Source organism: Nocardia sp. NPDC049707 (assembly GCF_040674855.1).
GTDB lineage: Bacteria > Actinomycetota > Actinomycetes > Mycobacteriales > Mycobacteriaceae > Nocardia.
Map to the genome: position 1 here is coordinate 12,983 of NZ_JBFANN010000009.1, position 24,416 is coordinate 37,398.

Below are 24,416 nucleotides of genomic sequence, written 5' to 3' on the forward strand. Positions count from 1 at the left end.
CTGCCCAGGTGACCGCAGCGGGGACTAGGCGGTGCGGGTCGAGCGGAAGTGCGCTGCGAGGACGAGTCCGATCGCGCGAAGCGCGGCGGGTTCGATCATCCGTTCGTGCCGGATCGGAATGTAGTGTTCGATGATCCGCCCGGTAATGAGGGCCTGCCATGCGAGGGCCGGATCGGGGCTGCCGTCGGTATCGTCGGCGGCGCGGAAATAGATCAGGTCGCCGTCGAAGGGCATCGGCCGATGGTGCCAGGTGAGGTCGACCAGCCGGGCGTAGTCCTCGCGCAGCGTCACCAGATGCTCGGCGGTCACGGCGGTGAACAGTCCGCCTTGCCGGTGCAGCAATTCGGCTGCGGCTTCGGCATCGAGATCAGTGGCGCCGTCCGGAAGGGCGATGCCGCCGAACTCGGCAAGCATCTTCGCGATGCTGGGTGTGGGCGCACGAACGGTGCGAGGGGTGACGACGCGGGTGTCCATCATGGCCAGGGTCGCGACGGACTCGCCGTCGGCGCGGAGTCGGACGGCGATCGCATGCGCGATGGTGCCGCCGAGCGAGTAGCCGAGCAGGTGGTACGGGCCGTGCGGCTGGACGGTCCTGATCTCCTGTACGTACCGGGCAGCGAGTTCGTCGAGCGTCGCGAACGCAGCGTCGGCATCGCTGAACGCCGGGGATTGCAGTCCGTATACCGGGCGGTCGGGATCGAGGTGCTGCACGAGTCCGGTGAAACCCCAAGCCAATCCGATGGCCGGGTGGACGCAGAACAACGGTGCGTCGGCTCCGGCGGCGCGCAGCGGGAGCAACACGGCGAGTGCGTCGCCGGGGTCGTGTTCGTCGAGGCCGCGCAGCCGGGAGTCGATGCGGTGTGCGAGCGATGCGGGGGTCGGATCGGTGAAGATCCACTGGATCGGCACGGTCACACCGGTCGCCTCCGCCAGCCGCGCCACAAGTTGGGCGGCGGCCAGCGAGTTGCCGCCCAGGGTGAAGAAGCCATCGTCGACGCCGATTCGTTCGATGTCGAGGGTCTCGATGAAGGCATCGCGGACGGTGGCCTCGAGCGGGGTGGTCGGCGACCGGAACCGGGTCTGTCGCCCGTCCGGCGTCGGTAAGGTCCGGTAGTCGACTTTGCCGGTGGCGGTCAGCGGTATCCGGTCGAGGGTGAAGATGGTCGTGGGGATCATATGGGTGGGCAGTCGGCCTGCGAGGTGAGTGGTCAGTGCGGCGATGTCGATTGCGGTGTGGAGGGTCGGTACCACGTAGCCGATGAGTTCATCGTTGCCGTTGGCATGGGTGTGGACCGTGACCGCGGCATGGCTGACATCCAGGTGGCCGCGTAGCGCGGTTTCGATGTCGCCGGGTTCGATGCGGTGGCCGTTGATCTTGAGCTGTAGGTCACTGCGGCCTTTGAATTGCAGTGTTCGATCGAGCGTCCAGGTGACCAGGTCGCCAGTGCGATACATGCGTGTCCCGGCCGGTCCGTATGGGTCGGGGACGAAACGAGTTGCCGTGGTCGTGGGCTGCTGGTGGTAGCCGCGGGCGACACCCGGTCCGGACAGGTACAGTTCGCCGACTACCCCAGGCGACACGGGGCGCAGTCTGCGGTCGAGTACGACGGCGTTGAATCCGCGGACCGGGCCACCGATTGTTATCGGGCTGTCGGTGCTCGTGGTCAGCGGAGCGGCGGCGCAACTCATGATCGTGGTTTCGGTTGCCCCGTAGGTGTTGATCACCGTGTGGCCCGGCGTCCATTGCGCTGCCAGGTCGGACGCGCAGATCTCGCCGCCGAGGATCAGCGTGTCGAGGGTGTCGATCTCGTCGGGGCGCAGTGATGCGAGCACGGTCGGGGTAAGGGCGGCATGGGTCACCCGTTCGGTGTTGATCAACTCGCCCAGTTCGGCGCCGGCGACCACCGATGTGGGAGCGAGGACCAGTGTGGCGCCGGCGGCGGTCGCCATGAGCCATTCCAGGATCGAGACATCGAAGCTCGGCGAAGCGGCGCCGAGTACGCGACAGGTCGGGGTGAGACCGAACCGTTCCCTTGTTTCGGCGGCCAGGTTCGCCAGCCCGGCGTGAGTGACCACGACCCCCTTGGGGATACCGGTGGAGCCCGACGTGTAGATCAGGTAGGCCGGGTGCTGTGGCCGCAGCGTGGTGGTGCGGTCGCGGTCGCCGATCGTGGTTGGTGCCGCCGCCGCTGTCGCCGCGGCGAAGGCGGGGCTGTCGACGGTAAACCATCTGACGGCGTCTGGCAGCTGGTCTCGATGGGTTTCGAGGGTCAGTCCGATGGTGGCGCCGGAATCGGCGATGATGCTCGTGATCCGGTCGTGCGGATGGCCGAGGTCGATCGGAACGAATGCGCCGCCGGTTTTAGCGACCGCCCACGCGGCGATCACGCCATCGATGGAGCGTGGTAACGCTACGGCTACCAACGATTCCGGTCCTACTCCTGTTTCGATCAGTACGCGCGCCCACCGGTTGGAGGTTTCCTCGAGTTCGCGATAGGACAGCCGTTCGCCATCGCAGACCACCGCTTCCGCGGCCGGCCTCGCCGTGGCCGTCAACACCTGCGGCAACACCGACATCGCCGTGCCGGGCCGACCGCGAACAGGTACCAGCGTTGCCCGCTCGATGGGCGAGAGCAGCTCCAGTTCGGTGAGCGGGAGGTCGATGTGTACGGCGATGGCATCGAGCACTCGCAGCACTCGGTCGGCGATGGCGTCGATCTGGTGTCGGGTGAACAGTTCGGGCTGATATTTGAAGGTCAGGTGCAGTCCGGTGTCGTGGTGGACGACCAGGCCGAGCGGATAGTGCGCGGCGTCTCGTCCGTGCACGTCGAGGACGCGCATGCCGGCGATGTCGGTGTCTTCGGACAGCCCGGCGCGGTCGATCGGGTAGGACTCGAAGACGGTCGCGGTGTCGAATATCGCGCCGGGGCCGGCCAGCTGTTGGATGCGGGCGAGTCCGAGGTGGTGATGGTCGAGCAGCTCGGCTTGTTCGGTTTGGATTCGGCGCAGCAGTAGGGCGAGGTTTTCGCGGTGGTCGAGCCGGACCCGCACGGGCACGGTGTTGATGAACAGTCCGATCATCGATTCGATGCCGGGGATCTGTGGTGGGCGCCCGGAGACGGTGGTGCCGAAGACCACGTCTTCGCGGGCGGTCGCATTGGCGAGCACGATCGCCCAGGCGGCTTGGATCAGGGTGTTGAGGGTGGTTTCCTGCTGCTGGGCCACCGTGACCAGGGCCGTGGTGTGCTGTTCGCTCAGTTGCGCCTGGACCTCACGCGCGGTGGCGGTGTGGCGGCGGGCACGGTCCGCGGGGGCGAGCAGCGTCGGCTCGGCGATTCCGTCGAGTGCCTGTGTCCACGCGGTTTCTGCACCGGCCCGGTCTTGGCCGTTGAGCCACTTCAGGTAGTCGCGGTAGGGGCGCACCGAGGGCAGTGCCCTCGGGTCGCTGTCGCTGGCGTAGAGGATCAGCAGTTCCCGGATCAGCAGTGGTGTGGACCAGCCGTCGATGAGGATGTGATGCACGGTCAACAGCAGCTGGTACTGCTGGGGGGCGATGTTGATCAGGGTCAGGCGTAGCAGTGGTGCTGCGGTCATGTCGATGTGGCGGTCGTTGTTCATGAGGTGTTCGAGTGCGGCGTCGGTGTCGTCGGACTCGGTCAGGTCGATCTGGGTGAACGGCACCTCGATGTGTCGATGCACTATCTGGACCGGGTCGTGGGTGCCGTCGCGCACGAATGTGGTTCGCAGGTTGGGGTGTCGGGTGAGCAGTGTTTGTGCGGCTCGGTGTAGTCGGTCGGTGTCGACGTGGCCGCCGAGTTCGATGCTGAGTTGCACGATGTAGGCGTCGACGGCGCCGTCGGCGAGTTGGGCGTGGAACAGGAGTCCTTGCTGGAGCGGTGTGAGTGGCCAGATGTCGTCGAGTGTCGGGTGTCGGGTTTCGAGCCGGTCGATGGTGGGTTGGTCGAGGTCGACGAGGTCGATATCGGAGGGGGTGAGCCCGCCGGCACCGGGCTGGGACGCGTGGGTGGCCAGGGCTGTCACTGCGTCACGCCACAGCTCGGCGAGGTCGGTGACCTCGGCGGGGGTGAGCACGCCGGTGGGGTAGTCCCAGGATGCGGTCAGGGTCGGCCCGTCCGGTGTGTCCATGGTGACCGCGTTGACACCGAGCACGGCCGCCGCGGACGCGTGCGGGTTCTGGCTGCCGCCGCCTTGGGTGTCGCCGCTGGCGGGCATCCACCCGCCCTCGCGCAATGCTTGCGGGATGGTGTCGAAACGACCGAGATAGTTGAAGCTCACCTGCGGGTCGGGCAGCGCGGCGAGGATGGGGGCGGTGTCGGTGTTGAGGTAGCGCAGCAGCCCGTAGCCGATCCCGTGGTCGGGGACCCGGCGCAGTTGTTCCTTGACCGATTTGATCACCGCTGCTGCGGCGGTGCCCGCGGCGTAGGCGTCGTCGATGTCGATATCGGACAGGTCGAGTCGCACCGGGTAGGTGCTGGTGAACCATCCGACGGTGCGGGTGAGGTCGGCGCCGGGCAGCAGCGTGTCGTGGCGGCCGTGGCTTTCGAGGGTGAGCAGCGTCGCGGTGGTGTCGTCACCGCGGCGGCGCCGCCACCGTGTCAGCGCCAGCGCGAGCCCGGCGATGAGGGCGTCGTCGACGTTGCCGCGGAACGCGTGCGGCACGGTGGTGAGCACGGCGCGGGTCACCGCGGTCGACAGGCTCACCTCGACCGTGGCGAGGGTGTCCTGCACATCCACGACCGGGTCGAGCGCGCGGGTGCCGATCGGCGGATCAGCGGTATCGAGAGTGGTTCGCCACCAGTGGAGTTCATCGACGCTGCCGGCGGCGGTGTGCAGGGCGTGCGCCCAGCGGCGCATCGAGGTGCCGACGGGCGCGAGCCGCGGCCGTTGCCCGGCACCGATCTGGGCCCACGCGGTGGCGAGGTCGGGCACCAGGATCCGCCACGACACCCCATCGACGACCAGATGGTGTGCCACGACGAGCAGCCGTCCCGGCCCGCCGGCCCAGTCGAACCAGACCAGCTGCACCAGCACTCCCGCCGCGGGGTCCAGACGCTCGGTGGCCGCGGCCGCCTCCGCGTCGAGGATCGCGGCGAACCCGCTACCCTCCGGCGCCGCATCCACCGACACGCGTCGGATCAGCCCGGCGGCCGACACCCCGGTCGGCTGCACCCCCAACGCCCACCCGGACCGATGGGTCGGGTCGGGGTGTAGTCGGGCCCGCAGCATGTCGTGCTGATCGATCACCGCTTGCACGGTCGCCGCGATCCCGGCCCTGTCGATACCGGCCGGCAACGTGAGCAACACCCACTGACAGAAACGATCCAAGCCGCCACGCTCGAACATCCAATACATGATCGGCGTCAACGGCACCGAACCCACACCCCCGCCGGGCAGTTCCTCAGGAAGAGCGACCGCCGCGGCACTGTCGCGGACGGCGATCCCGGCCAGCCCGGCCACCGTTTTGTGCTCGAACACCTCGCGCACGGAGAACACCAGACCCGCCGCCCTGGCGCGGGTCACCAACTGGATCGACACGATGCTGTCACCACCGAGGGCGAAGAACGAATCATCGAGTCCGACCGTGTCGAGACCCAATACCTCGGCGAACAGTCCTGCCAGCGTCGTCTCCACCTCGGTGACCGGTGCCCGGAATTCGGCCCGGCTCGTGGTGAAGTCGGGCTCGGGTAGCGCGGCACGGTCGAGTTTGCCGTTCTTCGTCAACGGCAGCGCGTCGAGCATCACCACAGTCGCGGGCACCATATGTGGGGCCAACCGCTCCGCGGCGAATTCGCGGACCTGGGCCGGGTCGAGGTCGGCGCCGGTCTCGGGCACCACGTACCCGATCAACCGATCGGCGGTGGCGGGGCTCCGGTGCACCGTCGCTACCGCGTGGGCCACGCCCGCGCAGGCCAGCAGACCGGATTCGACCTCGCCGAGTTCGATGCGGAAACCGCGAATCTTGACCTGGAAATCCATCCGGCCCACATAGTCGAGCGCCAGATCCCCCTCCGGTTGCCGCATCCACCGCACCAGATCACCGGTCCGATACATGCGCTGTCCCGGCTCCGCGAACGGATCGGCGACGAACCGCGCTGCCGTCAGATCCATCCGGTTGTGGTAACCGCGAGCCAGACCCGGACCCGTGAGATACAACTCCCCCACAACCCCGACCGGTACCGGCCGCAACGACGCGTCGAGCACGACCTGCCCGACGCCACGGATCGGTCCGCCGATCGTCACCGCCGTCGATGGGTCCAGCGCCGCACTGATATTCGTCATGATGGTGGTCTCGGTCGGACCATATCCGTTGTGGAACGCTCGGCCCGGCGCCCACCGTGCTACCAATCCCGGCGGGCAGGCTTCGCCGCCGGCGACGAGCACCCGCAAGCCATCCAGGCCGATCGGGTCGACCGACGCCAGCGCCGACGGGGTGATGAAGGCGTGCGACACCCGTTGATCGATCAGCAAGCGCCGCAACTCTTCTCCGCCGTATACGGTTGTCGGCGCGATCACCAGTGTCGCTGTGGCCTCGATCGCCATCAACTGTTCGAGCATGGCCGCATCGAAGCTCGGTGACGCGAAGTGCAGGATCCGTGCCGATGGTGTCACCGCGTACCGGTCACGTTGCTCGGCAGCGAAATTCGCCAGTCCGGTATGGGTGATGATCGCGCCCTTGGGGCGCCCGGTGGAGCCGGAGGTGTAAATGACATACGCCGGCTGGGCCACATGCAGCGGTACCTTCCGTTCCGCCGGCGTGATGGCGGCCGTGGAGGTGGTGGTGAGATCGGCTCGTAGCTCGGGGGCGTCGAGTACGAGCCAGTCGATCGTGCCGGGCAGCTCTGCCGCTACCGTCGATACGGTGATACCGACCTGGGCACCGGAATCGGTCAGCATGAAGGTGATCCGGTCGGCGGGGTAGGTGGGGTCGATCGGCACGAACGCTGCCCCCGACTTCGCGACCGCCCATACCGCCAGCACCGACTCGAGCGACCGGGGCAATGCCACCGCAACATGTGCCTCTGGCCCCACACCCCGATCGATCAGCAGTCGGGCCAACCGATTCGACTCGGTATCCAATGCGCCGTACGTCCACCGCTGATCCCCGTAGACCACTGCGACCGCCTGCGGATCCCGCCGCACCGCCGCCGCCAACAGCTCCGGCAACACTCGCCCCGGCACAGCCGGGTTACCCGACACCGCCGTCAGCTCCCGGTATTCCGCCGGGGAGAGCAGATTCAGCCGGGCCAGCGGCAGATCCGGGTCGGTGGTAACGACGCCGATCACCCGCAGGACCCGCTGCAGGGTCGAGTTCACCATGTCGTGGTCGAAGAGTTCGGGCAGGTACTTGATTTTGAGGTGCAGTCGCGTGTCGACATGCGCGACCACTCCCAGCGGATAGTGCGCGGCGTCGGTGCCGGTCACGTCGACCAGCCGCATGCCGGCGATGTCGGTGTCCGCCGTCTGCCCACCGCGATCGATCGGATAGGACTCGAACACCGTCATCGTGTCGAACACCGCCCCCGGACCGGCCACCCGCTCGATCTCGATCAGCCCCACGAGCTGGTGGTCGAGCAGGGCGGTCTGCTCCGCCTGGATTCGGTCGAGCAGCTGCCCCAAGCTCTCGGCGGCGTCGAGGCGGACCCGCACCGGCAGCGTGTTGATGAACAGCCCGATCATCGATTCGACGCCCGCGATCTGCGGGGACCGCCCGGAGACCGTGGCACCGAACGTCACATCGTCGCGGGACGTCAACGCGCGCAACACGATCGCCCACGCCATCTGGATCACGGTATTGAGGGTGATGCCACGGGACCGCGCGAGGCCGGTCAACGCAGCGGTCTGCTCCTCGGTCAGTTCGCCGACCACCTCGCGTGATTCGGTGTATCGACGGCGGGGGTCGGCCGGAGCCACCAGGGTCGGCTCGTCGGCGCCGTCGAACACGCGGGCCCAGGTGTCGAGCGACGCAGCCGAGTCCTGCCCGGCGATCCATGCCAGGAAGTCCCGATAGGGCCGAACCCGAGGCAGCATCGAGGCATCGCTGTCGGTGGCATAGAGCACCAGCAATTCCTTCAGCAGCAGCGGTGTCGACCAGCCATCCACCAGCAGGTGATGATTGGTCAACACCAGCCGGTAGCGCTGCGGCCCCGTGGTGACCAGCATCCAACGCAGCAGCGGTGCCCGCGTCGGGTCGAACCGGGTCGCCCGGTCCGCGGCCATGAGTTGCTCCCACTCGCGATTGCGTGCCTCGTCGTCCAGCCCGGACAGATCCAGCTCCGACCAGGGCGCCTCGACGTCTTCCTGAACCACCTGCACCGGCGCGGCGCCGATGTCGGTGACGAATGCGGTGCGCAGATTCGCATGCCGGTCGAGCAGCACCTGCCCGGCTCGGCGCAGCCGCTGCGGATCGACGTGCCCACGCAGCTCGAGGACCAGCTGCATCACGTAGGCGTCCACCGACTCCTCGGCGACCAGCGCATGGAACAGCAACCCCTGCTGCAACGGCGTCAATGGCCAGACGTCGCTCAACGCCGGGTACCTGTCCTCGAGGCGCTCGATCGCGGACTGGGCGAGCCGGACCAGATCCAGATCCGATGGCGTCCGTCCCCCGCTCCCGGAGTGGCGGGTGTGAGTTGCCAAGGCAGTCAATGCCCGGCACCACGACTCCGCGACCTCGCGCACTTCGTCGGCGGTGAGTACCCCGGCGGGATACGACCAGATCGCCCGCAATCGCGGCCGGCCCCCGTCGTCGAGGGTGAGGGCATTGATGTCGAGCACCGCGGACACCGGCATATCCGGATTCCGTGCACCGGCGAGCTCGCCACCACCAAGGTCACCACCGCCGTCCACCGGCAGCCAGCCGACCGCCGACATCCCCTCGGGAACCCCCGGGGAGACCCGGCCGAGGTAGTTGAAGCCGATCTGCGGCGTCGGCAGAGTCTGCAGTATCGGGCCGGTGTCTTCGTTGAGATACCGCAACAAGCCGTAGCCGATCCCGTGGTCCGGGACAGCGAGGAGCTGTTCCTTGACGGACTTGACCGCTGCCCCCATGGCCGGCCCACCCGCGTACGCGTCGTCGAGATCGATGCCCGACAGATCGAGGCGTATCGGAAAGCTCGTGGAGAACCAACCGACCGTCCGGGTGAGATCCGCGCCCGGGACAACGCCCTCCTCTCGGCCGTGCCCTTCCAGACCGATCACCACGTCCGCCGGCGCGCGGCGGCCAGAGGTTTCCGTCGCACGCTGGCGCCGCCACTTCGTCACCGCCACCGCCAGCGCGGCCAACAGCCCGTCGCCCACGCTGCCGCGGAATTTCGCGGGCACCGTGGTCAACAGCGCCTCGGTCACCTCGGGAGACACGTCGACCGCGATCGTGCGGACAGTGGCGGCGACATCGATCGTGGGGTCGAGGGTCCGGGATCCGATCACCGGATCGTCACCGACGGCCATCGCTTGCCACAATTCGAGTTCGGCGGTCCGGTCCGGGCGTTGGGCTGCTTCGGCCAACCCATGCGCCCACCTGCGCATCGATGTCCCGACCGGGGGCAGATCGGGTTGCTCGCCGGACTCGATCCGCATCCACGCGACCGCGAAGTCCGGTATCAGCACGCGCCAGGAAACTCCATCGATCGCCGAATGGTGCACCAGCACCAGCACCCTGCCCGGCTCTGCCGTACTCACCGGATCGAACCAGACCATCTGCACCACGATCCCCGCGCCCGGATCGAGCCGGTCCGCGGCGGCATCCAACTCCGCTGCCGCCAACGCTCGGAACTCGGCGGTTCCCAGCTCGCCCGCCATCGCCACCCGGTGAATGATGTCGTCGGCGCGAACCGTTCCGACCGGCAGCGCCTCCCAACTCCAGCGCGCGTCGGCGCCCGGACGCAGTCGCGCGCGCAACATGTCGTGTCGATCGAGCACCGCCTGCACCGTGTCCGCCAGCCGCTGCCCGTCGATCCCCGCCGGCAGACCCAGCACCATTGCTTGCGAGAAGCGGCCGAATCCCGACTCCGCCCGCTCGAGCAGCCATCGCATGATCGGCGTCAGCGGTATCGCTCCCACGCCTCCGCCGGGCAGTTCCGCCGGAAGGGCGGTCGCCGCGGTGCTGTCCTGGACGGCGATCTGGGCCAGTCCGGCGATCGTTTTACGCTCGAACACCTCGCGCGGGGAGAACAGCACGCCCGCTGCCCTGGCCCGAGCCACCAACTGGATCGACATGATGCTGTCTCCGCCGAGGGCGAAGAAGGAGTCGTCGAGACCGATGGTGTCGGTGCCCAGTATGTCGGTGAACGCTTGGGCGATCGTGTGTTCTATCGGTGTCTCAGGCGCCCGGAACGGTTTGCTGTCGGTGTACACCGGCTTCGGTAAAGCCTTGCGATCGAGTTTGCCCACCGGCGTCAACGGAATACGGTCCAACACCATGATCGAAGACGGCACCATATACGACGGCAACCGCCCAGCCAAATACTCGCCCAAAACAGCAGTATCAATCGAATGATCCGGCGCGGCAACAACATACGAAACCAACGACTCGCCCCCCGAATCGCTGCGATAACCGACAGTAGTAACGAAACCAACGCTCTCATGCACAGCGAGCGTCGCATCGATCTCACCGAGCTCGATACGCAAACCCCGAATCTTCACCTGAAAATCGGAACGACCCAGATGCTGAACCGCCCCACCAGCCGTCCACCGAACCACATCCCCCGTCCGATACATACGTTCACCGGGCATCCAGGGGCACGCTACGAAACGCCCAGCCGTCACACCCGACCGACGATGATATCCACGCGCCAACGCAGCACCCGCGATATACAACTCACCCGCCACACCGACCGGCACCGGCTGCAACCGCTGATCCAACACCCACTCCGACACACCACGAATCGGACCACCGACCGTAACCAACTCCCCCGCCACCAACGGCGACGCCTGATTCGTCATAACCGTCGCCTCGGTCGGACCATAAGCGTCGACCATGTTGCGACCGCTGCCCCACTGCTGAACCAGATCGGTGCCGTAGTCCTCGCCGCCGACTACCAGATGTCCCAAATCCGGTAGCGGCCAACGGGTGTGGTCGATGGTGGACAACGCGGTAGGTGTGATGAAGACGTGGCTGACATGCTCGCGGTCGAGCAGTTCGCCGAGTTCGTCGCCACCATGTGCGTCGCTGGGTGCGATAATCAGAGTGGCGCCCGCGCACAGCGCCGACAACAATTCCTGCACCGACACATCGAAGCTCGGCGAAGCCAAATGCAAAGTACGAGAATTGGATTCGACGTCCATGGCATCCCGCTGCTCGGTGGCGAAGTTGCCGAATCCCTGGTGGGTGACCGTGACGCCTTTGGGTAACCCCGTCGATCCGGAGGTGTAGATGACGTAGGCGATATCGTCGACACGCAGCGGACGTACCCGGTCGCTGTCGGTGACGGGACGATTGTCGGCCTCGTCGAGGTTGTCCGGTGTCAGCCAATCGATATCGTCTGGCAGTTGTCCACGCACCGACGCCACCGTCAAACCGATAGCCGCTTTCGAATCGGTCGTCATATACGTGATGCGTTCAGCCGGATAGGTCGGATCGATCGGCAGAAAAGCAGCACCCGATTTGGTCACCGCCCACACCGCAAGAACCGAATCCACAGAACGCGGCATACCAATCGCGACAATATCCTCCGGACCAACACCCCGCTGAACAAGCAACCGCGCCAACCGATTCGAACGCTCATCCAACTCCCGATAACTCAACTGCTGCCCATCGAAAACAACCGCCGTCGCATCAGGATCCCGCGCGACCGCCGCACTCAACAGATCAGCCAAAGTAGTAGGCGCCACCGTCGGCGCACCCGAACGCGTCAACAAATCCACCCGCTCAGCGGGCTCGAGCACCTCGATCGCCCCCACCACAACCATCGGATCAGCCGCAACCGACTCCAAAACCCGAATCCACCGACGCACAAAAGAATCAACAGTCACCGCATCGAACAAATCCGTGGCATAGGTGACCGACACCGTCATACCACCACCATCACCATCCTCCGACAACACGAACTGCAAATCGAAACGCGACACCTCCGAAGCCAAATCCACCACCGACACCGCCAAACCAGGCAACTCGAACTCAACTCGCTCCAAATTCTGGAACGCCAACAACACCTGGAACAACGGATGCCGAGACTGAGACCGCTGCACAACAAGCTGATCCACCAACTGCTCGAACGGAACATCAGCATGCTCGAAAGCATCCAGATCCACCTGCCGGACCCGACCGAGCAAATCCGAAAACGACTCATCCAAATCAACATCGGTCCGCAACACCAAAGTATTGACAAACATCCCGATCACATCATCGAGCGCGGCAGCGCCACGCCCCGCAACCGGCGTACCAACCGCAACATCAGTCGAACCACTCAACCGAGCAAGCAACACCGCCAACGCACCATGCATCACCATGAACAACGACGAACTCCGCCGCCGCGCAAAACCTTCCAACATCCGAACCAACTCGGCATCCACCGCATAGCCGACCGTCGCACCCCGATGAGACATCACCACCGGCCGCGGCCGATCAACCGGCAAAGACAACTCCTCCGGAACACCGTCCAGAGTTTCGGTCCAGTATCGGATCTGCTGGGCGCTCAACGATTCCGGGTCGTCGGGCGAGCCGAGGGTAGCTCGTTGCCATAGTGCGTAGTCCGCATACTGGACAGGCAGCGGTGCCCACGATGGGACTTCACCACGAATCCGTGCGGTGTACGCAGTTGTCACGTCGCGGGCCAGGGGTGTCATGGAGAAGCCGTCCGCGACGATGTGGTGCATCACGACGGCCAGCACATATTCGGATTCCTCGCCGCCGACCACACGGAACAATCGGGCACGCACCGGTACCTGAGTGCTCACGTCGAAGCCCTCGGCCACGAATTCGGTTACCGTTGCGATCAACTGGCTCGGCAGAACGGGTACCGGAGTCAGTTCGTGGTCTACGTCGTCGGCGGATTCGATCAGCTGGATCAGCATTCCGTCGTGGTCCGGGTACCGCGTTCGCAAAGACTCGTGTCTGCGCAGCACGTCGACCATGGCCAAGCGCAGGGCAGCGACATTCACCTCGCCGCGCAGCCGAATGGCGATCGGCATGTTGTACGCCCCAGCGCCGGGTTCGTACTGATTGAGGAACCACATCCGTTGTTGCGCCGGTGCCAACGGCACGAGTTCGGGGCGCGGCCCGGCAATCAACGGCGGACGTTGTCGTCCCGTGCCGGCCTGCCGCGCTATCTGGGTTGCGAGCTCCGCTACCGTCGACGCCTCGAACAACAGCCGCACCGGAACCTCGGTTTTCAGCGCGGCCCCGAGTCGCGTCGCAACCCGGATCGCGACCAAACTGTCTCCGCCCATATCGAAGAAGGAGTCGTCGAGACCAATCGTGTCGATACCCAGCACATCGGTGAATACCTGAGCGATCGTGTGTTCTATCGGTGTCTCAGGCGCCCGGAACGGTTTGCTGTCGGTGTATACCGGCTTCGGTAAAGCCTTGCGATCGAGTTTGCCCACTGGCGTCAACGGAATACGGTCCAACGCCATGATCGAAGACGGCACCATATACGACGGCAACCGCCCAGCGAGATATTCGGTCAAAGCCGCAGTATCGACCGAATGATCCGGCGCGGCAACAACATACGAAACCAACGACTCCGCCCCGGAATCGTTGCGGTAGCCGATGGTGGTGACGAAACCAACGGTCTCATGGGCGGCGAGTGCCGCATCGATCTCACCGAGTTCGATGCGTAGGCCCCGAATTTTCACCTGGAAATCGGAACGACCGAGATGCTGGACCGCTCCGTTGGCCGTCCACCGAACCACATCGCCCGTCCGATACATACGTTCACCAGGCATCCAGGGGCACGCTACGAAACGCTCGGCCGTCACACCTGCCCGACGATGATATCCACGGGCCAGTGCAGCACCCGCGATATACAACTCACCCGCCACACCGACCGGTACCGGCTGCAACCGCTGATCCAACACCCATTCCGAGACACCGCGAATCGGACCGCCGATCGTCACCAACTCACCCGCCACCAACGGAGTGCCCTGATTCGTCATGATCGTCGCCTCGGTCGGACCGTAAGCATTGAAGAACTCACGACCGCCGCCCACCCAGCGTCGCACCAGCTCCGGCGGGCAAGCATCACCGGCAGAAACGATGACTCGCAGGTCGTCGAGCCCGTCCGGATCCACCGAAGCCAACGCTCCCGGCGTGATCACGGCATGGGTCACCCGCTCGCGGCGCAGCAGCTCGGCCAGCTCCGCGCCACCGTATATGCCGGGCATGACGATCACCATCGTGGCGCCGGCGCCCACCGCAAGTAGCAGCTCCCAAACCGAGGCATCGAAGCTCGGCGACGCGAAATGCAGGGTCCGCGAAACCGCGGTCACCGCATAGCGTTCCCGTTGTTCGGAACTGAGCGCGGCCAACCCGGCATGCGTCACGGTCACGGCCTTCGGCATACCCGTGGAGCCCGAGGTATAGATCAGATAGGCCGGATGCTGCGGCCGTAGCGCGGTTGTGCGTTCGGGATCGGAGATCGGCTGGGCACCGAAGTCCTTGTCGAGGTTGTCCGGTGTCAACCAATCAATATCGTCGGGCAGTTGCGCACGCACCGATGTCACAGTCAGACCGATAGCCGCTCTCGAATCGGTCATCATGTAGGAGATGCGTTCAGTGGGATACGTCGGATCGACCGGCAGAAAAGCAGCACCCGATTTGGTCACCGCCCAAACCGCAAGAACCGAATCCATAGAACGCGGCATACCGATCGCAACAATATCCTCCGGACCGATACCCCGCTGAATAAGCAACCGCGCCAACCGGTTCGAACGCTCGTCCAATTCCCGGTAACTCAACTGCTCTCCATCGAACACAATCGCCGTGGCGTCGGGATCCCGCGCGACCGCCGTGCTCAACAGATCAGCCAAAGTGGTGGGCGCCACCGTCGGCGCACCCGAACGCGTCAACAAATCGGCTCGTTCAGCAGGCTCGAGCACCTCGATCGCCCCGACCGCAACCATCGGATCAGCAGCAACCGACTCCAGTACCCGAATCCACCGACGCACAAGAGAATCAATGGTCGCCGCGTCGAACAAATCCGTGGCATAGGTGACCGACACCGTCATATCGCCGCTGTCACGATCGTCCGACAACACGAACTGCAGATCGAAACGAGACACCTCGCTAGCCAGATCGACCACCGACACCGCGAGACCGGGCAACTCGAGCTCGACTCTTTCCAGATTCTGGAACGCCAACAACACCTGGAACAACGGATGCCGGGACTGAGACCGCTGCACAACGAGCTGATCCACCAACTGCTCGAACGGAACATCGGCATGCTCGAAAGCATCCAGATCGACCTGCCTGACACGGCCGAGCAAATCCATGAACGACTCATCGAGATCGATGTCGGTCCGCAACACCAAAGTATTGACAAACATGCCGATCACGTCATCGAGCGCGGCAGCGCCACGCCCGGCGACCGGCGTACCGATCGCAATATCGGTCGTACCACTCAACCGAGCAAGCAGGACCGCCAACGCACCATGCATCACCATGAACAACGACGAACTCCGCCGCCGCGCAAAACCTTCCAACATCCGAACCAACTCGGCATCCACCGTGTAGCCGACCGTCGCACCCCGATGAGACATCACCACCGGCCGCGGCCTATCAACCGGCAAAGACAACTCCTCCGGAAGGTCCGCGAGCGTGGCGCGCCAGAACGCCAGGTTCTCGCGGCGGCGCCGGATCCGCGCCCCGTGGCGAGCGCTGCCGGGGTGGACCTGCCGGAGATCAGTGCCTGGTGTGGCGGCTGCGAACGCGTCGAGGAACTCCACGAATCCGGTACAGTGTGCCGACAATTCGGGGCCGGTATGGAGGTTGGGATTGGCGAGGAAGTGGACGATCGTCCGCGGCGGGTCCCCGGTCTGATACAGATCGATCAGCAAATCCTCGACCGGCCCCGAACTCAGGATATGGAATTCCCCGATCATCGGTCCAAAACGGATCTGTTGGGGGAAATACATGACATTCACCAACGGGCCCGCGAAACGCCGCTGCCCGCTGTATCCGGTATATCCGGCGGCCGCGCGAATATCGGTGAGGCCGTACCGCTGGTGCCGCAGAGTGCCTACCAGGTCGGACTGCACCCGCCGCACCAGCGTCGCGACCGTGTCCTGCGGACCGAGCACGATCGGAAGCGGTGTGACATTGACGAACACACCCCCGGACCGCCGCAGCACGGCGGTTGTGCGACCTGACACCGGAATGTTGACCAGGACCTCGTCGCGGCCGGTCATCCGGGCCAGATAGCATCCGAATGCGGCGATCACCACCGCGGCAGGGCTCGCTTCCAATGCTTTCGCGGACTGGTCGATCCATCCCACTGCCGCCGGCGACAGTTCGGCGGTGGCGACCACACTGTCTGCGCGTGCGGGTGCGAGCCCGGCGGCCAGACTGGACTCTTCCCCGACGTCAGCCAGTTTCTTCAGCCAATATGCCTGGTCGTCGGTGAACCGCTTCGACTCCCGGTAGCTGCGGTCGGCCTCGTAGAGAGTGCGCAGGTCCACCGCCCGGTTCGGCTCCGCTGTCTGGCCCTGCACCGCCGCCGTATACAGCGCCCCGATCCGGTTCACCATCATCATCGCGGCGTAGCCGTCCAGCGCGACGTGGTGGATCCTGTTGTACAGCAGGTAATGCCGATCCCCGACCTGCACAATCGCCGACGCGACCAACCGGTCCCGGCTCATATCCAACGGCGTGGTGTACTCGCGATGCATCCACGCCAAGCCCGCCGCGACGGGATCCGGTTCACCACGCATATCGATGAGCGGCCCCGCCGACTCCAGTGCCGGGTCGTACAGTTGATGCGGTTCACCGTCGATCTCTACCAGTCGTAGGTACCCCGACTGGAACTCGTGGCCTGCCTGAATCGCCATCGCACGCAGCAGATCGACGTCCAACTCCCCATGGATCTCGATATACTGTGCCTCGCATATCGGCACGTCCGGACTCAATTGCTGCGCCAGCCACAAACCTCGCTGCCCAACGGACAGCGGGACCGGCTGCATCACTGACATGTCCGGCTCGGCGTCTCCGCTCAATCCCCGGTCGGGATGAAGTTGTTGTCGCGGAAAGGTCATCAGTTCCCCCTTCGCCATGCTTCACCAATTCAAGCACTTCGGTTCGTTTGCGTACACCCCGAGCCCATATTTCGTACCCAAAGTTGACGGGCCACGGGTTTTAGACTTTCGATGTGATCTTTCAGTAGCCAAAAATTATTGAAGACGATGTCTTACGTGATTGTGATTCGTCCGCTGCGTATCGGAACCGCTTGTGCTGCACAATATTCGATTGTGACCGACGATTTGTCGAAACGTATTGCGCCCGATGCGCTCTGGGACTGGTCGAGCCGCACTGTCCAGCTTCAGCCCGCGCCCGCAGGGCGGCGGTACCGCACCGACTGAGCAGCGGGCAGTGTTCACCGCGGTGATGTTCGCGCTCACTAGTGGGTATACGTGGCGTTTGTGCCGCCGGTTCAACCTGTGGACCGAGGCGGAGTTGTGGCGGCATGCTACAAGAAACTGGCGAAATGGACCACACAAGACTCCGGCTGAATAACCCAGCATGATCGAAAGGACTTTTGACCCTGGACTAGAGGACTAAGTTCCCTCGACCACACAAGGAACCGAGGTGCCGAAAGGTTCTCGGACAGTGCCTCGAGTAGGATTGGGATCCATTGACGAGAGTTGTTGTGGCCTGCACGAATTCGCGGCGACGATTTCACCGCCGACCGGCCGGGATGGAAACTGGCCGGAATTCGGGGCTGCCGCAAAGGAATTGAAGATTCTCCGGCCGGGTCGGCCGGACGGTTATTTGTTTCGATAATGCCTGGGCAGAATCGTTCAACGGCACCCCGAAGAACGAAAGAGTGCACCGCACGCAATATCCCACACGAAAGCATGCTCGGGTGGGATATCACCCGCTATATCGAGCTGCGGTGCAACCGGATTCGGTTGTGCTCGGTGATCGGGTACCGAACACCGAACAAGATGGTTCACGCACTGCCGACGCCGCCGCGGTTGGCTGGTTTCACCCAGATCGGTGGTGCAAAGCATCGGGCCGACGTGCGTAATCGGTGAGCAAGCTGAGCTGCGCGGCGTCGAGCAGCAGCAGCCACCGGCATCGACGCTCTTCGACACCGCGGCCCGAACTCGGATGTCGACCCGATCCGAGATGTTGAATATCCGCGCAGGACAGCTCAACTGGGTAGGGCTGCCGTCGAACCCGACGCACAATCTCGGCGCCCGCACCGGATCGTCCGATGAATCGGTCCTACAAGCGACCCACTCATCGGACTCCCGATCGGTGTCGGTGCCATGCCGCATCATCGACTACGGGCACAGCACGGACACGGCCTGTCACGCGGGCGCTCCCGCACTCCTGATCGGGCGCCCACCAGCGGTTACGCCGGCTGCGGCTTCGGCAAGGAGGTGATCACGTACCGACATCATCCGGCGGCTCGGAGCAGGAACAGGCGCGACCTACCCGCCGCCCTCGGTAGTTGATCGACAGGTTCTTCTGTTTGTGACGTGGCGATGGGGGAGGATGGACGTGGTGCTGTCAGCGCCACGGTTTCTTCTGAGTGTGCTCCGCGATCTGTTTCGGCTACGCAGGAGGAAGAAGACCTATGGTGACTATCCGGAACTACCGAAGTCCTGCCGTCATCGTGACCGTCTTCGGGGCGATCGGGCTGGCCGCAGCTCCCGCGCTCGCCGCCAACACTATCGATGTCAGCGGTGTCGGGCCGGCCAATGTGGGGGTCGACTACAGCTGCGATGCCTCGGCCGGAGTGGCCGGCATTCGGGCGATGGTGGGCGATCCCAACGCGGACAGTCCGTCGGCCACCGGCACGCAGAACGCCGTCACATGCGACGGAGCCCAACATACCGCCGTGATCATCCTGGCCGGAACACCGTTGTCGGCAGGGCAGACGGTCCAGGTGCGGGTCGCGCTGGTCGATCGCAACGACACTGTCGTTTCCGGCCAAGCGAAGGTGGTCTCGCTCGGATAGCGATCGATTGCGCTCGGACGCCTCGGGCGTCGCGCGGCAGCGCGCTTCCAGTGGCCGCGGCTGGACTGGACGCACTATCCACTGCCCGGCGGCGTAGTCGATAGCTCTGTACACCCTGCGCGTGCACCTTTGCTGCGATCTGCAAGGTTTCGTTCAGTGTCAGGTCATGCGGTCACAGAGCGTGCCGTGTCCGAGGTGCGGGGACGGAGTTGGACGCAGCATTCGCCGGCTTTCGGTGCCAGTTCCGCGGTGATGGTGTCGGCCTGCAGTCCGGTGAGCACGCCGGCGAGATAGGCGTGGTTGAGTCCGCACACCAGTTCGGGCGCCTGCGCGGCCAAGGGATGGAAGGGGCAGTTGCGCAGCCGGATACAGTCCGGCGCGTTGCGGGCGGGTTCGAATCCGTACTCGGCGAGCAAGGTGTGTAGCAGGGTGAGGGCGCGTTCGGCGCCGAGTCGCCCCGGCCGCAACCGCTCCCGCGTAGCCCGTCCGATGCCCGCACCGCGCTCGGCGGCCACCCGTTGCGCTGCCGCGCGAGCGGTCTCGTCGGCACTCTCGGTAAGTACCGCGCCGATCAGGATGTCGGCCAGCACCTCGTGGCGGCGTTCGGGGATGGCCACCCGGAATTCGGTATCGGTGGGCTCATACACCTTCGGTGCCCGCCCGACCCGCCGGATCCCGCCGACCTGCTCGTACCGGGCCTGCAATAGTCCGGCGTCGACGAGCTTGTCGAGATGGAACGCGGCCAGCTTCCGTGAGATTCCAACCTGCTCGGCGGCTTCGTCGCGGGTGACCGGGCGCCCGGCAGCGCGGATGAACCAGTACATACCGCGGCGCGACTCGTCTTCCAACGCGGCCACCGCGCCGATCGCCGATTCACTGGTCACACGACCACAATAACGCCGACTGTGTTGATCGAAACCTGCTGGGTACCCGAGGGGTGAGGTGAGCTTGACCGATTAAACCAATAGCACCAATAATCTTTGGTGTAACCGTCGGAGGATGTCGTGATAAATGACATGCAGCAAGCCAAACAGCCGGTCAGCGCCACGCTGGCTGGGCCGTACGGACATCCGTTCCACCCGATCCTGGTCACCGTGCCGATCGGCGCCTGGGTGGCGAGCCTCGTATTCGATATCGCCTCGCATATCGTCGACGACCCGGCCTTTCCGGCCCGCGCAGCGGAATGGCTGATCGCTATCGGTGTCCTCGGAGCACTGACCGCTGCGATGGTCGGCTTCCTGGATCTGTTCGCCATCCCGACCGGCACCCCCGCATTTCGGACCGGACTGGTGCACATGAGCCTCAATCTGGCCATCACCATCGCCTACGCACTCAACTTCTGGTGGCGCAGCTCCGGCGACGGCCCGCACGGCGTCGTCCCAGCCGGGCCCCTGGCGCTCTCGATCCTCGCTGTGGCCGCGCTGGCGGTGTCGGGCTACCTCGGCGGCACACTCGCCTACCACTACGGCGTGCGGGTCGCCGATGAAAACACCCAAGCTACCGGCTACCGACGCTGAACCCCACCCTTCTCACCGTCAGGAGACATCATGGGTATCGCAGCATTGATCCTCTGGCTGCTCACCGCCGCGGGCGGGTTCGTCCTGCTCGGCACCTGGATCACCAAAGGCGGTGCACGCCAACCGAGTGCCAGTCATCTGCCCGTACCGGTCGTATTCGGGCATTTCCTGCTCGCTGTCGTCGGACTGGTCGTGTGGATCGTCTACCTCGCCGTCGACAACGACGCCCTTGCCTGGATCGCATTCGCACTGCTGATCCCGGTGGCGCTGCTGGGATTCACCATGCTGCTGCGTTGGCTGCCGGTCTACCGAGCAGGCACCGAAACCGCAGCTACCCCACCCCCGAACCGGCCGAGAAACACTTCCCGGTGGCGGTCGTAGGCGGCCACGGCGTCCTCGCCGTCACCACCGTGATTCTCGTACTGCTGACCGCCCTTGGTGTCGATGGGAGCTGATCATCATGTCCCACCCCGCGTTACGATTCGTCCACAACCCCGCCGACAGCATCGACCTGGTCGCCGCCGAGCTCGCCGCCCGGAACTTCCTCACCGCGCTCGGCATCAGCCTCGACGATGAACATCTGCACGCCACCCCTGGGCGGATGGCCCGCGCGTACGCCGAACTGTTCACCTCACGCCCGTTCGATCTGACCACCTTCGCCAACGACGAAGGCTACGACGAACTCGTGCTCGCCCGCCGCATCCCGCTGCGGTCGGTGTGCGAACACCACCTGTTGCCCTTCGTCGGCGTCGCACACGTCGGCTACCTACCCGGTGACCGCATCCTCGGGCTGTCCAAACTCGCCCGCGTCGTCGAGCACTTCTCCCGCCGCCCACAAGTCCAGGAACGACTCACCAAACAGATCGCCGACTGGCTCGACGAACACCTCCAACCGAAAGGCGTCGGCGTGGTCATCGAAGCCGAACACACCTGCATGACCCTGCGCGGCGTGCAAGCAGCCGGAACCACCGCCGTCACCTCCACCCTTCTCGGCTCCCTCCGCGAAGACGCCCGCTCCCGCCAGGAATTCCTCTCATTCACCGGTATCACCCCCTGACCAGACCGGAGAACTCGTTGGACCTGAGCCCAAGCCGCCCCGTTCGCGGGTCACCCACATCGGACGTCCGTTCGCTGTCACGGTCCGCACTCAGGCCGCCCGTCATTCGTCGCTGGGTGACGGCCGGTCGTCGGGTGATTCGGCGGTCGCCATGAAAATGGTGCGGCGGCCGACCGGGACGGCGTGGTCGGCGAACCGTTCGTCATAGCGGCCCAGTTCTGCGCGGTCGCTCCGACCGGAACTCGACACCTTCGCAGCTGTCCGGCGCGAACGCGTGTCAGCGCCCGATCGGTGATCGGGCGCTGACACGCGTCTGTGTTCGGGTATGCAGTTGTCGCCGCGAGTCCGCGTTCGGCTCAGTACCACCAGGGCAGTTCGTCGTGCCCGAAGTCGTGGAAGTCGCCGAACAGGCCGGAGTAGAACACCAGACCGGTGCCGTCGCGCCACCGCATATCGGTGACTTCGCCGTAGAAGACGCGATGGTCACCGATGTCGTGCGCGGCGTGGACGCGGCACTCGAGCTGTGCCAACGCATCCGGGATCAACGGCAATCCGGATCGACTCAGGTCCACCGGGATGCCCTCGAACCGGGCCCCGCCGCGGGTGGCGAACCGTCGGGCGATCGCCTCCTGCCGGGAACCGAGAATCGACACCGCAAACGTCTGCGTCGCGTCGACGGCGTCGGTGGTGCGGCTGCCGTGGGTGAGCGAGACGAGCAGGATCGGCGGCTCCAGGCTCACCGACGTCAGCGAACTGATGGTCATCGCGCAGGGGTCGCCGGTGCCGTCGTCCGCGCTGACGACGGCGACTCCGGTGGTGAACCGCCCCATGCTGCGTCGCATGTCCGCTGGCGTCGGACACTGGAATGCGGGCAGAGTCATGGCGCGCCTACCTGCTGTGATAACGGACTTCGAAGGTGACGACGCCTTCGTCGGTGCGCCACGGGCCGTGCGGCATGCCCGGCGGGCGGCAGGCGTACATGCCCGCCGAGAAGGTCTGGCCGAGAGTGAGATCGGTGAACGAACCCTCCAGGATGTAGACCTCTTCCCAGAAGTCGTGCTTCTGCACGCCCATCGGGGTGGAGTCCGCACCGGGCTCATAACGCAGGATCCTGGTGGCGACCTTGCCCTCGGGGTCGCGGGCCAGGATGCGCTCGGTGATAGCGGGGTCGTCGCCGGGACAGACGGTGTATTCGACGTCGGTGACGGGGAAGAACTCGTATTCGGGCTTGGCCACGGGTATTACCTCTCAGACGGTTTCGGACTTGTAGGCGGCGAGGAACTGCTCGACGTCGTGCAGCGGCTCCTCGTAGCCGTAGTTGCGGTAGGTGTAGGCGCCCTTCACGACGAACGGCGCACCGGCGTAGAACAGTTCGTACTGCTGGTGCCGTCCGGCGAATTCGGAGCCGATGATGTCCCAGGCCAGCTTGAACAATTTGATGCGCTCCTCCGACGGCACGCCGGGCGACTGCACGTAGTGCGTCACATCACCCGAGGTGATCGGGCTGGTGAGATCCGCGACGCTGGACGGCAATTGGAGCACTCCGCCACCCACCAGATCGCGCAGGATCGACAGCACGCGCGGGTAGATCTCCGACTGCAACCCCATCGAGCCGTAGAGCGCGCGCTTGCCGGGCACCCACTGGGCCGCATCGTCTGGGGTCGCGGTGTATTCGGCGGCCAGCACGGCCGACTCGACGCCGGAGACGAGGGCGGCGAGTTCTCCGAGCTTCTCCTGGACACTGGGAATCTTGTCGACGCCGTTGACCTGGGTGACGCGCCGAGCCACGCCCGCGATGAACCGCAGCTTGGTGGCGAAGCGGATCTGGGCCTGCCAGTTGCCGAGCGCGTGCGCGCCGGTGTCGAAGAACTGGCGCCGCACACCGGTGATGTCGCGATCGATGAACACCCGGTCCCAGGGGATGAGCACGTCGTCGAACACCACCAGCGCGTCGGGCTCGTCGTAGCGGCTGGTCAGCGGGTAGTCGAAGCTGCTGGTAGCCGCCGGGGCATAGGGACGGCGGCAGTACAGCTTGAGTCCCGCGGCATTCGCGGGAACGACGAACGACACCGCGAAGTCCTGATCGTCCGGGCCGAGCGGCTTGATGCAGGACACCAGGATCTCGTCGGCGATGGCCGCGCCGGTGGCCAGCATCTGCGACCCGCGCACGACGATGCCCTCCTCGGTATCCCGGACCACCCCGACCTGAAGGAACTCACCCTCCCACCCCGAGGCGGTGGTCGCGCGCGACACCTGCGGCGGGATGATCGCGTAGGAAACGTACAGGTTCTCCGCGAGCAACCGCCGGTGGAAGGCCGTCACATTGGCCGAGAAGTCGCGCGCGCCGCCGGCGAAGACCTCCGGGTGCGCCGCGAAGGACGCGAGGAAGGTACCGACATGATCGGGGCTGCGCCCCACCCAGCCGTGGGTGTGTCGCGCCCAGGTCTCGATCGCAGCGCGGCGGGCGCGCAGTTCCTCCTGGCTGCGTGGGATCCCGAACACCCGGTTGGCGGTCGCCCCGGTCTCCGGCGCGGTGTACTGCATGTTGTTGGCGGGGTCGGCGGCCAAGTCGAACAGTTCGGCGATGGTGTGCGCGACCGGCGCGAACGCGGGGTGGGTGGTGACGTCGTCGACCCGTTCCCCGTCGACGAGGACGACCCGCCCGTCGTTCAGCGAGGCCAGATACTCGGCTCCGGTGCGCAT

11 protein-coding genes are annotated in these 24,416 nt (G+C 65.4%); 5 read left to right on the forward strand and 6 right to left on the reverse strand.

All coding sequences use genetic code 11. The features are described 5' to 3' along the window. Nucleotides 1-24: 24 nt before the first annotated feature. Nucleotides 25-17,145: an amino acid adenylation domain-containing protein gene (locus AB0J29_RS11085; RefSeq protein WP_364782889.1), complete on the reverse strand. Its 17,121-nt coding sequence runs from the start codon at nucleotides 17,143-17,145 to the stop codon at nucleotides 25-27. Nucleotides 17,146-17,355: 210 nt separating this feature from the next. On the opposite strand from AB0J29_RS11085, the gene AB0J29_RS11090 reads away from it, so the two are divergent. Together AB0J29_RS11090 and AB0J29_RS11095 are read left to right on the forward strand one after the other, a co-directional pair. Then, nucleotides 17,356-17,532, forward strand: coding sequence for a hypothetical protein (locus AB0J29_RS11090; RefSeq protein WP_364782892.1), 177 nt, complete (start codon nucleotides 17,356-17,358; stop codon nucleotides 17,530-17,532). Nucleotides 17,533-18,755: 1,223 nt separating this feature from the next. After that, nucleotides 18,756-19,139 carry a hypothetical protein gene (locus AB0J29_RS11095; protein WP_364782895.1) on the forward strand — a complete coding sequence of 128 codons (384 nt, stop codon included), beginning with the start codon at nucleotides 18,756-18,758 and terminating at the stop codon, nucleotides 19,137-19,139. A gap of 164 nt (nucleotides 19,140-19,303) precedes the next feature. Here AB0J29_RS11095 and AB0J29_RS11100 read toward each other — a convergent pair whose 3' ends face one another. Beyond that, the gene (locus AB0J29_RS11100) at nucleotides 19,304-20,023 is read right to left on the reverse strand and encodes a helix-turn-helix domain-containing protein (protein ID WP_364782898.1); all 720 of its coding nucleotides are present in this window, start codon (nucleotides 20,021-20,023) and stop codon (nucleotides 19,304-19,306) included. Between the two features lie 120 nt (nucleotides 20,024-20,143). On the opposite strand from AB0J29_RS11100, the gene AB0J29_RS11105 reads away from it, so the two are divergent. The 3 genes from AB0J29_RS11105 (at nucleotide 20,144) to folE (ending at nucleotide 21,713) form a co-directional block, all read left to right on the forward strand. After that, nucleotides 20,144-20,656, forward strand: coding sequence for a DUF2231 domain-containing protein (locus AB0J29_RS11105; RefSeq protein WP_364782901.1), 513 nt, complete (start codon nucleotides 20,144-20,146; stop codon nucleotides 20,654-20,656). 30 nt (nucleotides 20,657-20,686) lie between these two features. After that, nucleotides 20,687-21,037 carry a hypothetical protein gene (locus tag AB0J29_RS11110; protein ID WP_364782904.1) on the forward strand — a complete coding sequence of 117 codons (351 nt, stop codon included), beginning with the start codon at nucleotides 20,687-20,689 and terminating at the stop codon, nucleotides 21,035-21,037. Nucleotides 21,038-21,116: 79 nt separating this feature from the next. Further along, entirely contained in the window at nucleotides 21,117-21,713 is a 597-nt protein-coding gene (gene folE, locus AB0J29_RS11115; protein WP_364782907.1) for a GTP cyclohydrolase I FolE, read from the forward strand. Between the two features lie 102 nt (nucleotides 21,714-21,815). Here the strand turns inward: folE and AB0J29_RS11120 are convergent, their stop codons facing one another. The 4 genes from AB0J29_RS11120 to AB0J29_RS11135 form a co-directional block, all read right to left on the reverse strand. Next, nucleotides 21,816-21,962, reverse strand: a complete 147-nt coding sequence (locus tag AB0J29_RS11120; protein WP_364782910.1) for a hypothetical protein — start codon at nucleotides 21,960-21,962, stop codon at nucleotides 21,816-21,818. 107 nt (nucleotides 21,963-22,069) lie between these two features. After that, the gene (locus AB0J29_RS11125; RefSeq protein ID WP_364782913.1) at nucleotides 22,070-22,555 is read right to left on the reverse strand and encodes a flavin reductase family protein; all 486 of its coding nucleotides are present in this window, start codon (nucleotides 22,553-22,555) and stop codon (nucleotides 22,070-22,072) included. A 46-nt stretch (nucleotides 22,556-22,601) separates the two neighbouring features. Then, complete coding sequence (locus AB0J29_RS11130) at nucleotides 22,602-22,949, reverse strand: cupin domain-containing protein (protein ID WP_364782916.1); 348 nt, start codon at nucleotides 22,947-22,949, stop codon at nucleotides 22,602-22,604. 12 nt (nucleotides 22,950-22,961) lie between these two features. Next, complete coding sequence (locus tag AB0J29_RS11135) at nucleotides 22,962-24,416, reverse strand: 4-hydroxyphenylacetate 3-hydroxylase N-terminal domain-containing protein (RefSeq protein WP_364782919.1); 1,455 nt, start codon at nucleotides 24,414-24,416, stop codon at nucleotides 22,962-22,964.